Genomic DNA, 14,514 nt, shown 5'->3' on the forward strand with positions numbered 1-14,514 from the left:
CTCTATATCGGTTTTCTTATTCAGCAAGCCAATTTTTTCATGGGTCTTGTTTGGTTGGAACGAAGATATAGCCGCTTGGACTCGGGCTGCTAGTCAACCTTCTCCTTCTGTGCGGTACGACGCTAACGCGTAGCTTGCTTAGAGGTAGAGGTAAGGATTTTCTAAGGTCGCTAACGCTGCACTAATAGGTGTTACCCGTCTACAGAGGTGGCTCACCGTTTTTACCAATTTAGTCAGCAGCTACTTTTTCAACTAGGAAGGTAAAAAATGGAATGGGCTATTTACAAAAAGAATACGGGCAGTTTTGTAATAGCAGTCGCAATTATGACTGGTGTTGGCGTAGTTTCGTATCTTAGTTTGCTTCAGTATAGAGAAAATGCTCAATGGGTAACACATACACGCGAGGTGCTGGACAAAACTAAAGAAGTAATGTCACAAATCAAAGATGCAGAGACTGGACAACGAGGCTATATTCTCACAGGTAAAGAACGGTATCTAGAACCCTATCGCACTGCAACTAGCGAGATTACTCAGAAAATTAAGACTTTGCGCCAATTGACTGCGGATAACCCCAGTCAACAACGGCGGCTTGATCGCCTTGAACCCCTGGTTGCCAAAAAACTAGTTTTGATGGAACAGGCAATTAACGCCAGGAGCAAAAATTTAGAATCTGCGCTGCAAATAATTCAGACAGATCAAGGTCAGCAGGTTATGGAGGACATCCGAATGCTGACTACAGATATGGAGAAAGAAGAGAATGAGTTGTTGAAACAGAGGTCGAGAGAGGCGAACATCAGCGCTCATCAAGCAACTTTGCTAACTATTTTTGGCAGCGTTATCGCTTCTGCGATCGTCGGTTTAGCAGCGATGATTACCAATCAGGAACTTCTCAAACGCAAGCGGATGGAAAATTCTCTGCAAAAAGCTCGTGATGAGTTAGAAATAGAAGTTAGCAAACGGACTGCCGAACTGAGAAACACTAACGAAGAATTGCAAACTGAAATTAATGAGCGTAAAAAGGCAGAGTCAGAGATTCTGCGCTTGAACGCCGAGCTTGAGGGGCGAGTTGCAGAACGTACAGCACAACTCGAAGCCACTAATAGAGAAATGGAAGCATTTAGTTATTCTGTATCTCACGATCTGCGGGCCCCCTTACGGAGCATCGACGGCTTTAGCCAAGCGCTACTAGAAGATTATAGTGATAACCTTGACGCACTAGGGCAAAATTACCTACAGCGAGTGCGTGCAGCCACCCAGCGAATGGCACAACTGATCGACGATTTACTGAATCTGTCAAGACTAACGCGTAGTGAGATGCGTTACGAAAAGGTGGATCTGAGCGCATTGGTGGAAGCGATCGCCACAGAGTTGCACAGAACACAACCAGAACGCCAAGTAGAGTTTGTAATTACACCGGGATTGGTTGCCAATGGTGATACTCATCTTTTACGGATCGTGCTAGAAAACCTGCTGGGAAATGCGTGGAAGTTTACAGGAAAAAATCAAAAAGCACGCATAGAATTTGGGCTTTTGCAGCAAGATGACACCCATGTGTATTTTGTCCGTGACGATGGCACAGGCTTCGATATGGCTTATATTGATAAACTTTTTGGTGCTTTTCAGCGCCTACACGCCATGACTGAGTTTGAAGGCACTGGCATCGGACTAGCTACTGTGCAACGCATTATCCACCGTCATGGTGGCCGTGTCTGGGCGCAAAGTGCAGTAGAGCAAGGCGCAACATTTTACTTCACCCTTTAACTATAGGAGAACACACAACATGATTTTACTTGTAGAAGATAATCCTGATGATGAAGCGCTAACCCTACGCGCACTCAAGAAAAACAATATTATGAACGAGGTAATAGTGGCACGCGATGGGGTAGAAGCCCTAGATTATCTGTTTGGTAAAGGTATATACGCCGATCGCGACATGAGCGTTATGCCGAATCTTATCCTGCTAGATTTGAAGTTGCCTAAAATGGATGGTTTGGAAGTTTTGCGACACCTGCGAACCGACGACAGGACAAAAATCCTTCCCGTCGTCATTCTCACTTCCTCCAAAGAGGAGCAAGACTTAATCAATGGTTATAGCTTAGGTGCCAACAGCTATGTTCGTAAACCAGTAGACTTTTCTCAATTCAGTGAAGCAGTGCGACAACTAGGATTGTACTGGTTTGTGTTAAACGAATCACCGCCAAGGGTATAGGCAGGGGGCAGGGAGCAGAGGGAGAGAAAATCCTTTTAATTCGGTGAAATTGGATAATTTATTTCTTGGAAGTCCGTTATACCAGTCCTTCAAAATGCGGCTAGAGTCCAAGGCTAACTTTCTTAATTGCGAATTACGAATTACATGGGTATACCACTGCGCGTGTTACTTGTTGAGGATTCAGAAGATGACGCTTTGTTGGTGCTGCGTGAACTGCAACGTGGTGGCTATCAAGTAACCTTTGAACGGATTGATACGCCCACAGCTATGAAAGCTGCGATCGCTGGGCAAATATGGGATATCGTCATATGCGATTATTCTATGCCCACCTTTAGCGCCCCTGCTGCATTGAAGCAAGTCAAGGAAAGTGGACTTGACTTGCCATTTATTATTGTCTCAGGCACTATTGGTGAAGATACCGCAGTAGCAGCCATGAAAGCTGGTGCCCATGACTACATTATCAAAGGCAATTTAGCACGACTTATCCCTGCTGTTGCCCGCGAGTTACGTGAGGCACAGGTGAGACGAGAGCGTAAACAAGCAGAGGAGCAGATTAAAGCATCGCTTCAAGAAAAAGAGGTGCTATTAAAAGAAATTCATCATCGAGTAAAAAATAATTTGCAGATTATTTCTAGTCTGCTCAACCTGCAAGCAGAGTATCTCAAGGATAATCAAGCCCTTGAGGTATTCAAAGATAGCCAGAACCGGATTGACTCAATGGCTTTGATCCACGAGAAACTATATCAATCTCAAGACTTGGCAAAGATTAATTTTGCTGATTATATCCAAGATTTAGTAACTAATTTATTTTATTCATATAACGTTAATTCCAGTGCTATTACCTTAAAAATGAACGTTGAGGAGGTTTTTTTAGCCATTGATGCAGCTATTCCTTGTGGCTTGATTATCAATGAGCTTATTTCAAATTCACTAAAATATGCCTTTCCTCAAAGAGAATTAGGAGAAATTTGTATTGAATTTTGTTCCATAGAAGCAAATTTATTTAAACTTACTATCAGTGATAATGGTGTCGGTTTTGCCCAAAATTTTGACTTTCAAGCTACAGAATCGTTAGGTTTGCGATTAGTCAAAGGTCTAACACATCAGCTACAGGGCAATATCGATTTTATCAGCTATAACGGAGTAGAGTATAAAATTATATTCCCGACTAAGAATTTATAAAGCTATAAGCTTAAAAATCATGAATCCAGTAAATATATTAGTTGTTGAAGATGAAATAATCGTAGCAATGGATATACAAAATCGGCTAAGAAAATTTGGATACACTGTTATGGGGCTTGCCGATTCTGGAGAAGAAGCTATTAAAAAAGCAGCAAATGATTCTCTAGATTTAGTTTTAATGGATATTCATCTCAAAGGAAAGATGGACGGTGTGGAGGCCGCTCAAATAATTCATAATATTTTTAAAATTCCAGTAATATATCTTACCGCTAATGCAGATGAATCAACATTGAATCGAGCAAAGGAAACAGAGCCATTTGGCTACATTCTCAAGCCTTTCAAAGAAAAGGAATTAAAGTTCACTATTGAAATTACACTTTCTAAACATCGAACAGAAAAAAAGTTAAAACAGAATGAACAATGGTTGACTACTGTACTTAAAAGTATTGGAGATGCTGTCATTACTAGCGATGCCTCTGGAAATGTAACTTTTATGAATCCTATGGCAGAAGGGCTGACGGGTTGGAATTATTCTGATGCCTTTGGTAAAGAAGCAACAGAAATATTTAATATTGCTCATGAAGAAACTCGGATAACAATTGAAAGTCCGATCAAGCAAGTCCTTCAATCTGGCGTTAATGTCGGTCTACCAGAAAAAACGATACTTATTACTAAAAACGGTACAGAAATCCCAATTGATGATAGTGTTGCAGCGATTAAAGATGACAACGGTAACATCACGGGTGCAGTTTGCGTTTTTCAGGATATTACCGAGCGTCAGCAAATATTGAAGGCACTAGCGCGTCGTCAGCAAGAATTTAAAGCATTAGTTGAAAATGCACCTGATATTATTTCCAGATTTAACACTCAATTGCGCTACGTTTACGTTAATCCAGTTATTGAAAATGTTACAGGAATCTCAGCCGAAACATTTATTGGCAAAACAAACACAGAGTTAAATCTGCCAGACGAATTTTGCCGGATATGCGATCGCAAACTCCAGCAAGTTTTCCAAACTAAGCAAGAGACGGAGTTTGAATGCAGTTTAGCGATCGCTCAGGAAACAAAACATTACCATATCCGTCTTGTGCCTGAATTCGCTAGCGATGGCTCAGTATATTGTGTTTTGAGTATTTCTCGCAACATTACTGCCCTAAAACTTGCAGAGGCGCAATTAATTTATGACGCTTTTCACGATATATTAACGGGTCTGCCAAACCGCGCCTTATTTATGGAACGACTAGAACGGGCGCTGATGCTGTCAAAACGACGTGCGAACTATACATTTGCTGTTCTCTTTCTAGACCTAGATCGCTTCAAAGTTGTTAACGACAGTCTTGGCCATACAATTGGCGATCAACTACTAACTGCCCTTGCTCGCAGACTAGAAAGCTGCCTACGTGCTGGAGATACGGTTGCGCGTCTAGGGGGAGATGAGTTTACGATTTTGCTTGAGGATCTCAACAATATCAATGACGTAACAGGCGTAGTGGAGCGGATACACGAAGCTCTGACATCTGCATTCCAACTCAGTGGATATGAGGTATTTACCACCGTCAGCATTGGTATCGCTTTAAATAAGGGTAATTACAACCTACCAGAAGAACTACTACGCGATGCTGATATTGCAATGTATCGCGCTAAGGCATTGGGTAAGGCACGCCATGAGATATTTGACTCAAGCATGTACAGGCAAGCAACGGAGCAATTAGAGTTAGAGATGGATCTACGGCGGGCAGTTGAACGCCAGGAGTTTCAGGTTTACTACCAGCCAATTGTATTGTTAGAAACTTACAAAATTATTGGTTTTGAGGCTCTTGTTCGCTGGCAGCACCCACAACAGGGATTAATTCCTCCAGACAACTTTATTCCACTAGCGGAAGAAACTGGGTTGATTATCCCTATTGGTTATTGGGTACTGCGCGAAGCTTGTCGGCAGATGCATGCTTGGCAAATACAATTTCCTATTGACCCACCCTTGACAATTAGTGTAAATCTTTCCACTAAACAATTCTCACAGCCTGGGCTAATTGAGCAAATTTGCCAAATTATGCAAGAGACTGGTCTGGAAGGCAGCAACTTAAAGCTGGAGATTACCGAAAGCGTACTGATGGAAAATATTCAATCAGCAACTTTTATGCTCTTGCAACTGCAAGAGATGAATATCCAAATACACTTAGATGATTTTGGTATAGGCTATTCATCTTTGAGTTACCTGCACCGCTTTGCAAGTAACGCCTTGAAGATTGATCGTTCTTTTGTTACCAAAATTGGTGCTAACGGCGAAAACTTGGAGATTGTTCAAGCGATCATCACCCTAGCTCAGAGTCTAAATATAGATGTAATAGCAGAGGGCGTAGAAACTGTAGAGCAACTGGCACTACTTAGAGCCATGAAATGTAAGCACGCACAAGGATATTTCTTCTCCAAACCTTTAGATAGCAAATCGATAGAAACATTACTTGCATCTGGCATTCAGCCGAGACAAGAATAGTGTTACAAAGCCTAAGTATTTAGCGGTAGGTTAGGGACATCCCATCCAAGAATTAAATTATTCAATTTCTACATCCAACATCACTATCCAATTTTTTCTCCCCCTGCCTTCCAAAACTATTGATTATTTTTTTATTTGAAAGTCCCTTATTTACTCTCTTTTTCTCCTTTGGCTCGTTCCTGTGTCAAGCTATCAATAGCATCACCCAAAGCAGTAGTAAGGCTATTGCGGGTTTGAGCGTGCTTATCCTGCTCAGTTTTCAAAGCTTGCAAGAGGCGATCGCGTTCTTTGATTACGCTGATGAGTTTATCTTGCAATTCCTCTACAGATTTTAGTTGTTCTATTTCTTGTTGGATTGCTGTTACTGGCGTTCCAGGAGCCAGTGTTTCCATCTCAAGACCCTGGAGTTTATGCAATTCTGCCTTGAGGGATGCGATCGCCTGTTGGGACAATTGGGCATCTGTGCGCCTTTGTTCTGCTTCTGTGTTGTAAAGCTGACGCCATCTTTGGGCGCTTTCCCAAGCAGCATCGCGATCGCTCTGAAGTACCGCCATCTGCTCTTTGATTGTCTGGATTTCGGTCAACCACTCTTGTGTTAAATCTTGATTCATAAATAATTTGTCATTTGTTTTCTTCCCCCACTCCCTACTAAGTATTATTGCGGAAAAAAGATAAATGCGATCGCTACGCAAAATTTGGCAAAGTAATTAATAAAGCTAACCAGTTTTAACTCTAAATTATGCCAAAGCCTCGTTTTTTACGCTTCTTTCGCCACCTCAATTGGCACACGCTCAAAAAAACTTTTGCTAGGACAATGGAAAGACGACTTTTTGGACTCGCCTCGGAAATTGCCTTCAATGCTATGTTATCCCTGTTTCCGGCAATTCTTGCGATCGTTACAGCCATTGGCTTATTAGCAGAATCTTTACAAGCTACCTTTAAACAACTGGCCGCACAACTCAGTCAAGTTCTACCAGAACAAGCCTTGGCTCTGATTCGTGATTTTGCCACTACAGAAATTACCAGCTCCAAAAACAGTGGTTTATTTTCTCTGAGCTTCGTATTAGCAATTTGGACTGCTTCTGGGGCGGTGAGTACTGCTATGACTGCCTTCGACCAAATCCATCAAATTCCTTCAGAAAACATCCGTCCCTTTTGGAAAGCCAAGCTCGTCTCTCTGGGATTAACAGTCGGTACTATGTTGCTTTTAGTGTTGGCTTCTTTCTTAGTGTTTACCAGTGATTTTCTATTGGCAATGGTAGTGCGTGGAAATAGTTCTTTGATTTTCTTGTTGCATCTTTGGCAACTGTTACGCTGGCCTTTAGCTTTAAGCATTGTTGCTGTCGCCTTTAGCTTTGTCTATCGCTATGGCCCAAGCCAGTGGAACTCAGGCACGCCAATGATGCCTGGAGCAATTTTAGCAGCTGTTTTCTGGGCGATATTGTCAGCTCTATTTCGGCTTTATGTGGCGAATTTTGGCAATTATAATAAAGTCTATGGCGCAGTAGGGGCTGTGATAGTTTTAATGCTTTGGTTATTGATGAGTGCTGCGGTTCTGTTAATCGGCGATCAGTTGAATGTGACTGTCGGTGAAGATATGCGCCCAAAAGCACGTCAGGATCTCGTAAAAAATATTAATTTGTAAATATCATTATAAATCTCTGAGAAAATTTTTGCAAAAGTTCAATAGGGGAGTAGAATGTCTAACGATTCAAGACAAACTTAGCGATCGCCTTCATGCCTGATTCTCCTTTTCGATTTTCGATGATTGAACCCGATGCCAAAGCACCCACCTTGAAGCGTCTACGTCAGTTAAGCCGACTGCTTGATAACGTTATTACCATTCCTGGTACGCAGATTGGTTTTGGTCTAGATCCAATTTTAGGATTAATACCTATTGGTGGTGATTTTTTGGGAATCATGTTTTCTAGCTACATCATCCTAGAAGCAGCGCGGCTGGGTGTATCTAGAGCCACTTTAGGCAAAATGGTTCTAAATGTAATCATTGATGGCTTAGTAGGCGCTGTCCCAGTTTTGGGAGACTTTTTTGATTTTACCTGGAGAGCTAATACTAATAATATCAAGCTGTTGGAAGATTACTTAAAGTTTCCTAGTCAGCAAAAGAGTGCAGACAGGTGGTTTATCTTTGGTGTTTTGGTAGGATTGTTGCTGATTGCCATTGTTTTAGTAGCATTACCAGTAATACTAGTTAGAATGCTGTGGAATGCCTTAACTGGCAGTTAAATTATTTATTAATAACGGAATGAAAGATTGGTGGCAAGCTACTTTTCCTAAAGGGCGGCAAAGTCTAATTATTACTGATGCACAAGGGTATCCTGTACAAATTGCTTATGGCGAAAAAGGTAAAGGTAAACCGTTAATTTTATTACATGGCATGGGTAGTTGGAGCTATAATTGGCGCCATAGTATAGCCCCATTATCTAAATATTTTCGGGTAATTTGTTTTGATGCCAAATGTTTTGGTTTTTCCGAAAAACCATTATCGCGTAGAGAACACAACGGTCATCAAGTTATTGAGTTTAAAAGAGTTATTGAGGCATTATGTGACGAACCCGCAGTGATTGTGGCTGAATCTTTGGGGGGATTGGTTGCCCTTGCCATTGCTCAAGAAAATCCGCAGTTAGTCGGGCGGCTTATAGTTGTAAATGTACCTATTTTTGCCGAACGTCTACCCCATTGGGCTATGTGGTTACTTGCCCAAACGCCTTTGGAAATAATACAAACAATTGATTCTTTACGTCTAGCATATTTGTTTGCACCTCTATTTAGAGAAATTATGGCGATAGAAAGACGTAGAGTATTATTTGATCCGTCAATTTTGACACAGGAAGATGTTTATTGGATAACTTACCCATTTATTGAGCTACCTGGTACAGTTGCAAAAGTCGCCGAAGAGTTACAAATAGCAGCGCGAGAAATTGAGAATTGGCAAGAAAATAAGCCTAATATGCTCACCAAAATTCAAAATAGCCTAAGTAAAATTAAGTGTCCTACATTAGTTTTGTGGGGTGAACAAGATAGTTGGTTTCCTGTTAGTCATGGTGAAAAATTGCATCAGTATATTCCCAATTCTAAATTACAAATTTTGTCTAACTGCTATCATGATGCCTCAAGTGGTGCTTCTGAAGTATTGAATGCAGCGATTATTGAGTTTTTACGGGATACTGACCAATAATATCGTGTTCGGTGAAAGACTTATCATTAAAACCGCAGGGGAGCAGGGGGCAGGGAGCAGGGGGAAAGAAGTTTTCCTAGTTTTTGCATATATGCGGGAATTATAACTAATTAGGCGGACATGATATAATTCATAATTACGGACAGAAAAACTTTATTTATCAATAGAAGAATAAAAAGAGAGTGGGAGGAAGCGTATCAGTCAGCTTTCAAACTCCCACTCAGCTATTTGCTGCTGAAGTGAACAGGAATGTATACAGACGTTGCCCTTATTTTAGGTTTAATGCGTACTTCAACAACAACGCCCATAAGCATTTAATAGTCCTGTTGCAGCAAATACCAAACCTGATTATTAATATTTATCTGCTGATGAAAATCCTCTGCAAATAATTGGTAGAGATAGTTTTTTCTTGTAAATCACTTAGTAAATAGTGTTTTACAAAAGGAATTTGCTTACGTGGTAGTCCCTGATAACAAAACCCTTGAAGTCGTTTATCTTTGTACAATTTAACTTGGTTAATTAGAATTTGGTTGCCATTTTGGCAAGTTTTTAAATCTCGGAATTGCTCGCCTGCCAGTTTGTGAGAAATTTTCATTGCTATAGGCTAGCCATAACCGCATCAACATAAAGTTAGTCTTCCCAAATCCTAAGAATTTCTTAAAGCTAAAAATACAAATACCAGACCCAGACGAAGACGATAGAGATTAAGCTGACTGGGGATTCCTGATAAACCACTCTTAAGCGATAGTATAACTGTAGTTTCTTTAAATTCTCTCACCTACTATGCCAAAACAGTCTATAGGTCTTGATCTCCAACTCTATAATTACCTTTTATCTGTTTCGCTGCGGGAACCGGAGATTCTTTTGAAGTTGCGCCAAGAAACCGCCAGCCATCCCCGAAGTGGAATGCAGATTTCACCAGAACAAGGGCAGTTTATGAGACTTTTGGTGCAGCTTATTGGAGCTAAGAAAACCCTAGAAGTTGGAGTATTTACTGGTTATAGCTCACTTTCTGTAGCTTTGGCGCTACCGCCTGATGGGAAGATAATCGCTGCTGATGTAAGTGAAGAATTTACTGCGATCGCCCGCCGATATTGGCAAGAAGCTGGAGTTGCCGATAAAATCGATCTACGATTAGCACCCGGTTTAGAAACTTTAGATCAGCTGTTGGCAACTGGGCAAGCCGAGACATTTGATTTTGCTTTTATTGATGCTGATAAAGAAAATTATGATGGATATTATGAGCGATCGCTGCAATTAGTGCGTCCAGGTGGATTGATTGCTATTGATAATGTTTTATGGTCAGGACAAGTTGCTAACCCAGAAAATCGAGATGAAAGCACCCAAGCTATCCGGGCGCTCAACGAGAAGTTACATCATGACGAACGGGTAACGCTCTCCCTTGTCCCCATTGCTGATGGGCTTACTTTAGCCATCAAGCGACCTTAATACAGTTTGATGCAAACTTAGTATTGATATAAATAAGGGTAGCATAGATATGCTACCCCATTGCGTGTTCTACTTCTATTTACTTAGAAGTTGTAGCCAACGCCAAATAATAGCCCTACATCAGTGTCATCCAGAAAAGCAGCATTTACACCACCTGTCACCGTAAATCGAGAACCAACAGGAAGGTCTACACCACCAGTTAACAGTAATCCAACATCAGTATTAGCATTAGCTTCAATTGCTACACCAGCACCAATATAAGGAGATATGGCAAAGGTTCTTGAACCCACTGAACCTGCTGTGCGGGGCGAAAAATCCAAAGTCAAGGGAACCAGAATTAGTGTATCATCCCCAAAGATCACTGATGGTCGTGCTGATATATTGCGTGTCAGACCAATTTTGCTAATTGCTGCAAAGTTACCATCACTCAAAGCTGTATCGTTACCACTCAAACCAATGTTACCAGCAACTCCAATATAGCTAGGGCCACCAAGAGTAGTTCTACCTGGCCTCACCTCAGGCGTTGTAGCATTTGGGGTTCCTGTCCCTGGTTGATTTAACTGACTGAGCTTAACATCAGGCGGGATCAGGACTTGGTTAATTGCATGGATAACACCATTGCTAGCTTTTACGTCTGCCTGAATAACTGTGGCATTATTCACCGCAACTTGATTATTAGCGCGATCAATTTTAATATTTACAGGGCTTTGTTCAGAGGTTCTCAGTTCTCCAGCCGAGAGTTGACTAGAAGTTACTGCACCAGGAACCACATGGTATGACAAAATCTTAATCAATGCATCTCTGTTTTCTGGTTGCTGTAATTGCTGTAAGGTAGCAGCAGGTAAAGCAGCAAATGCTTGATCGGTGGGAGCGAAGACTGTATAAGGGCCAGGCTGTTGAAGAATATCTGCTAAACCTGATGTTCTTAATAAAGAAGTCAGAGTTGTCAAAGAACTACTGGATGCAGCAAGAGAAACAATATCAGTACCGGTTTGAGTTGAACCGACAATATATTGACTAGCTGGAAGATTGCTCGCAATGGGTTGCACCTTTCCTTGTTTAGCCAAAGCTTGATATAAAATTGCCGCAGCTTCAGCACGAGTTAGAGGCTGTTGCGGATTGAGTTGTTTTACATCTGGATAATTAACAACAATATTAGATTGAGTTGCTGCTGTCACACCAGCAACAGCATAGCCTGGAATAGCTGAAGCGTCGTTGTAGTAGGTGCTGAGGTCAGTACTGCTTCCAGTGGTGCTACCAGTTAAACCCAAACCACTGGTTATAGCAACGATCGCCTGTACCTTCGGTATTTGTTCATTGGGTCTAAACACGTTACCAGGATAGCCTGCCAAAAATCCAGTTTCGTAAGCGTTCTGAATTGCAGAAGCCGCCCAATAGCCAGCAGGAACATCTCTAAATCCACCTGCGCTTAATTGCCGAACTCGATTTTGGCTAGGGAAAGCTTTTTGAATTAGGGCGGCAAACTCTGCACGAGTCACACCTTGATTCGGCCTGAAGCTGCCATCAGGAAAGCCACTAATTACGTTATTTTCAGCTAAGGCTTGAATGAAGGGACGCGCCCAATAATCTGAGGAAACATCAGACAAGTTTACTGTTGAAGTAGGCGATGGTGTCGCAGGTGATGGTGTTGCAGGTGATTGTGTGTCTTGTGATGGTGTCGTAGATGGAACAGTAGTTTGAGATGAGGCTGGGGTAGATATTACGATGGGAGTGATTGTAGCAGCTGTCATTCCCAGAACTACTAAAGCAACCCTTGCTGATGGCCAACGAAAGGAACTAAACATGGAAACATCCTCTATTATCTGAATTTTCACCACACGCAGTACAAAATTTCTATTTGGTTTTTCAAAAACCGCATATAACACTAATATGCATAAGCAACGATATTGTGGTATATGGATATGTTGCAAAAATAAAGATTCTTACATGCAAGTATGCGATTTTATCAGTTATAAAATCGCAGCCAAGCACTAGAATAATTAGCTTTTAATAGCCATCTCTTTATGATTGCAGAAGATGGTTAATGCCGTCAAGCTACATGAATCATAATCTTTAGCAACATTTAAGAAATAAAATTTGTCTTGGCTATATACTGTATTATTAATCTTTGAGGTAAATTATACAACTAACTATTGGCTGGATTTCGAGGAAGAACTTTCACTCTTTAGATAGTTGTCTGTGACAGTAAATTTTCAAATACTAGACTGAAAATTAGCATCGCAATCAAAAATGTTAGGCATGATTGCGCCAAGATTTTTGGCTAGGAATTATTTTTTTGCAAAATACAATTTTATAAAAGTGAATCTACGGATAAATTAGAATTTTTAAAGTGTCTAATATGTAACATTTTTCCTGAGAACTCCTCTGGATATAAAGTAATAAATCCGGTTTTAATCCACCCTTTAACCCAGTATTTTCACATAAATGCAACGTATTATGGCGTTTTAACTACTGTGAAGCATGATTATAAAAAAGTTTTAGTCATACCTTTGCACTAGCAAATCTGCAATTGAGGTTGGTAATTCAGCTGGTAACTTATTTTGGAAACGCAGGTGTTAAGACTCACTAAGCGATCGCTTTCTCCATCATAGGGGGTAAGAGCGATCGCAAAAATCGGAAAACCCTTTTTCCCCCCTGCCTGCTTTAAATCAACATCCCAGCAATACAAGCGGTAATAAAACCCGCTAACAATCCGCTAATCATTGACCTTAGACCCATGCGAGCTAAATCATGCTGGCGATTAGGTGCTATTCCAGTAATGCCGCCAATAGTAATTCCAATTGAACCGATATTTGCAAAATTACATAAGGCGTAAGTCGCAATAATTATTGCACGTTGGGAAATTTTACCACTTTCAATTAGTGCTTTCAAATCTAAAAAAGCAATAAACTCATTCAAAATTGTCTTTGTACCCAACAAAGCCCCCACTTGCCGACAATCAGCCCAAGGTACGCCCATCAGCCAAGCTACGGGAGCCATAATAAAAGATAAAATCCACTGTAATGAGAGTTGCTGTAAACCCACAAATGCTCCCAACCATCCCAGCAGTGCATTTAGGGCAGCTAATAATCCTAAAAAGGCAATAATCATCACCCCAACATTAACTGCTAATTTCACACCATCAATTGCTCCGCTAGTAGCAGCATCAATTACATTTACATAGTTGGTTTCTACACTCGCTTTTACCTCGCCAGCCGTCTCTGATGCTTCTGTTTCTGGATACAGCAATTTTGATACCACCAACGATGTGGGAGCAGTCATAAAAAAAGCAGCAATCAGGTGTTCTGCTGGTATCCCAAAGGAGAGATATGCCCCTAGAACTCCACCCGCAATTGTGGCAAAACCACCCGTCATCACAGCATGAAGTTCTGATTGCGTCATGTTCGCTATATAAGGTTTAACCATCAGCGCCGACTCTGTTGGCCCCAAAAAGATGTTACCTGCACAGGATAAAGATTCAGAACCGGATGTTTTCATCGTCTTCATCATTACCCACGCCATCACATTTACGACTCGCTGTAAAATGCCGTAGTAATACAAAACGCTGATGAAGGCAGAGAAAAAGATAATTGTCGGCAGCACTTGGAAGGCAAAAAAATGATCCTTAAAATTTTCTCCAAAGACAAATTTTGCACCAACATCAGAAAATGCTAAAAATTGGCTGACAATATCTCCCAGAGATTTAAACACATTCAAACCCCAAGGAGTTTTAAGAATTATTAGCGCCAATGCAAACTCCAATCCCAAACCCCACGCCACTATGCGCCAACGAACCGCACGACGATTAACCGAGAAAGCGTAGGATATACCGATAAAAACTAAAATCCCCAACGCAGAAATGGCGCGTTCCATATTTACTCCCGGAAATGTATGGCAAAGGCACTTGGCCACAAAGCATACACAAAAATCCGCGTGTTTTTATGGGTTTGTAGTGAATTACTCAAGTTTTAATGGTGTAAAGAA

General features: G+C 41.1%; 12 protein-coding genes. 8 read left to right on the forward strand and 4 right to left on the reverse strand.

Translation table 11 applies throughout. The features are described from left to right. The first annotated feature begins 267 nt into the window (after positions 1-267). From RMY00_RS12925 to RMY00_RS12940, 4 genes are all read left to right on the forward strand, one after another. On the forward strand, positions 268-1,761 hold the full coding sequence (locus tag RMY00_RS12925; RefSeq protein WP_322647930.1) for a sensor histidine kinase: 1,494 nt from the start codon (positions 268-270) through the stop codon (positions 1,759-1,761). Positions 1,762-1,780: 19 nt separating this feature from the next. Then, positions 1,781-2,209: a response regulator gene (locus RMY00_RS12930; RefSeq protein ID WP_322647931.1), complete on the forward strand. Its 429-nt coding sequence runs from the start codon at positions 1,781-1,783 to the stop codon at positions 2,207-2,209. Between the two features lie 144 nt (positions 2,210-2,353). Then, complete coding sequence (locus RMY00_RS12935; protein WP_322647932.1) at positions 2,354-3,391, forward strand: sensor histidine kinase; 1,038 nt, start codon at positions 2,354-2,356, stop codon at positions 3,389-3,391. Positions 3,392-3,410: 19 nt separating this feature from the next. Next, entirely contained in the window at positions 3,411-5,885 is a 2,475-nt protein-coding gene (locus tag RMY00_RS12940; RefSeq protein ID WP_322647933.1) for an EAL domain-containing protein, read from the forward strand. 146 nt (positions 5,886-6,031) lie between these two features. Here the strand turns inward: RMY00_RS12940 and RMY00_RS12945 are convergent, their stop codons facing one another. Next, positions 6,032-6,496 (reverse strand): hypothetical protein, encoded by a 465-nt coding sequence (locus RMY00_RS12945; RefSeq protein WP_322647934.1) that lies wholly within the window; start codon positions 6,494-6,496, stop codon positions 6,032-6,034. A gap of 128 nt (positions 6,497-6,624) precedes the next feature. On the opposite strand from RMY00_RS12945, the gene RMY00_RS12950 reads away from it, so the two are divergent. The 3 genes from RMY00_RS12950 to RMY00_RS12960 all read left to right on the forward strand — a co-directional run bounded on the left by RMY00_RS12950 (position 6,625) and on the right by RMY00_RS12960 (position 9,081). Continuing rightward, a complete protein-coding gene (locus tag RMY00_RS12950) occupies positions 6,625-7,530 on the forward strand; it encodes a YihY/virulence factor BrkB family protein (RefSeq protein WP_322647935.1) in 906 nt (301 codons plus the stop codon). A gap of 92 nt (positions 7,531-7,622) precedes the next feature. Beyond that, positions 7,623-8,129 carry a DUF4112 domain-containing protein gene (locus RMY00_RS12955; RefSeq protein ID WP_322647936.1) on the forward strand — a complete coding sequence of 169 codons (507 nt, stop codon included), beginning with the start codon at positions 7,623-7,625 and terminating at the stop codon, positions 8,127-8,129. Positions 8,130-8,148: 19 nt separating this feature from the next. Beyond that, positions 8,149-9,081 carry an alpha/beta hydrolase gene (locus RMY00_RS12960; protein WP_322647937.1) on the forward strand — a complete coding sequence of 311 codons (933 nt, stop codon included), beginning with the start codon at positions 8,149-8,151 and terminating at the stop codon, positions 9,079-9,081. A 358-nt stretch (positions 9,082-9,439) separates the two neighbouring features. Here the strand turns inward: RMY00_RS12960 and RMY00_RS12965 are convergent, their stop codons facing one another. Next, positions 9,440-9,676, reverse strand: a complete 237-nt coding sequence (locus tag RMY00_RS12965) for a hypothetical protein (protein WP_322647938.1) — start codon at positions 9,674-9,676, stop codon at positions 9,440-9,442. 188 nt (positions 9,677-9,864) lie between these two features. Here RMY00_RS12965 and RMY00_RS12970 point away from each other — a divergent pair, with 188 nt between their 5' ends. After that, complete coding sequence (locus tag RMY00_RS12970; RefSeq protein ID WP_322647939.1) at positions 9,865-10,530, forward strand: class I SAM-dependent methyltransferase; 666 nt, start codon at positions 9,865-9,867, stop codon at positions 10,528-10,530. 83 nt (positions 10,531-10,613) lie between these two features. Here RMY00_RS12970 and RMY00_RS12975 read toward each other — a convergent pair whose 3' ends face one another. Both RMY00_RS12975 and RMY00_RS12980 read right to left on the reverse strand, forming a co-directional pair. Further along, positions 10,614-12,335, reverse strand: a complete 1,722-nt coding sequence (locus tag RMY00_RS12975) for a fasciclin domain-containing protein (RefSeq protein WP_322647940.1) — start codon at positions 12,333-12,335, stop codon at positions 10,614-10,616. An 859-nt stretch (positions 12,336-13,194) separates the two neighbouring features. Continuing rightward, positions 13,195-14,403, reverse strand: coding sequence for a NupC/NupG family nucleoside CNT transporter (locus RMY00_RS12980; RefSeq protein WP_322647941.1), 1,209 nt, complete (start codon positions 14,401-14,403; stop codon positions 13,195-13,197). Between the last annotated feature and the right edge of the window lie 111 nt (positions 14,404-14,514).

Source organism: Nostoc sp. ChiVER01 (assembly GCF_034531155.1).
Taxonomy (GTDB): Bacteria; Cyanobacteriota; Cyanobacteriia; order Cyanobacteriales; family Nostocaceae; genus Nostoc.

Bases quoted from the DNA above. Each gene is read 5' to 3' on its own strand.
- RMY00_RS12925 (WP_322647930.1), top strand. From the start codon at position 268: ATGGAATGGGCTATTTACAAAAAGAATACGGGCAGTTTTGTAATAGCA.
- RMY00_RS12930 (WP_322647931.1), top strand. From the start codon at position 1,781: ATGATTTTACTTGTAGAAGATAATCCTGATGATGAAGCGCTAACCCTA.
- RMY00_RS12935 (WP_322647932.1), top strand. From the start codon at position 2,354: ATGGGTATACCACTGCGCGTGTTACTTGTTGAGGATTCAGAAGATGAC.
- RMY00_RS12940 (WP_322647933.1), top strand. From the start codon at position 3,411: ATGAATCCAGTAAATATATTAGTTGTTGAAGATGAAATAATCGTAGCA.
- RMY00_RS12945 (WP_322647934.1), bottom strand. From the start codon at position 6,496: ATGAATCAAGATTTAACACAAGAGTGGTTGACCGAAATCCAGACAATC.
- RMY00_RS12950 (WP_322647935.1), top strand. From the start codon at position 6,625: ATGCCAAAGCCTCGTTTTTTACGCTTCTTTCGCCACCTCAATTGGCAC.
- RMY00_RS12955 (WP_322647936.1), top strand. From the start codon at position 7,623: ATGCCTGATTCTCCTTTTCGATTTTCGATGATTGAACCCGATGCCAAA.
- RMY00_RS12960 (WP_322647937.1), top strand. From the start codon at position 8,149: ATGAAAGATTGGTGGCAAGCTACTTTTCCTAAAGGGCGGCAAAGTCTA.
- RMY00_RS12965 (WP_322647938.1), bottom strand. From the start codon at position 9,676: ATGAAAATTTCTCACAAACTGGCAGGCGAGCAATTCCGAGATTTAAAA.
- RMY00_RS12970 (WP_322647939.1), top strand. From the start codon at position 9,865: ATGCCAAAACAGTCTATAGGTCTTGATCTCCAACTCTATAATTACCTT.
- RMY00_RS12975 (WP_322647940.1), bottom strand. From the start codon at position 12,335: ATGTTTAGTTCCTTTCGTTGGCCATCAGCAAGGGTTGCTTTAGTAGTT.
- RMY00_RS12980 (WP_322647941.1), bottom strand. From the start codon at position 14,403: ATGGAACGCGCCATTTCTGCGTTGGGGATTTTAGTTTTTATCGGTATA.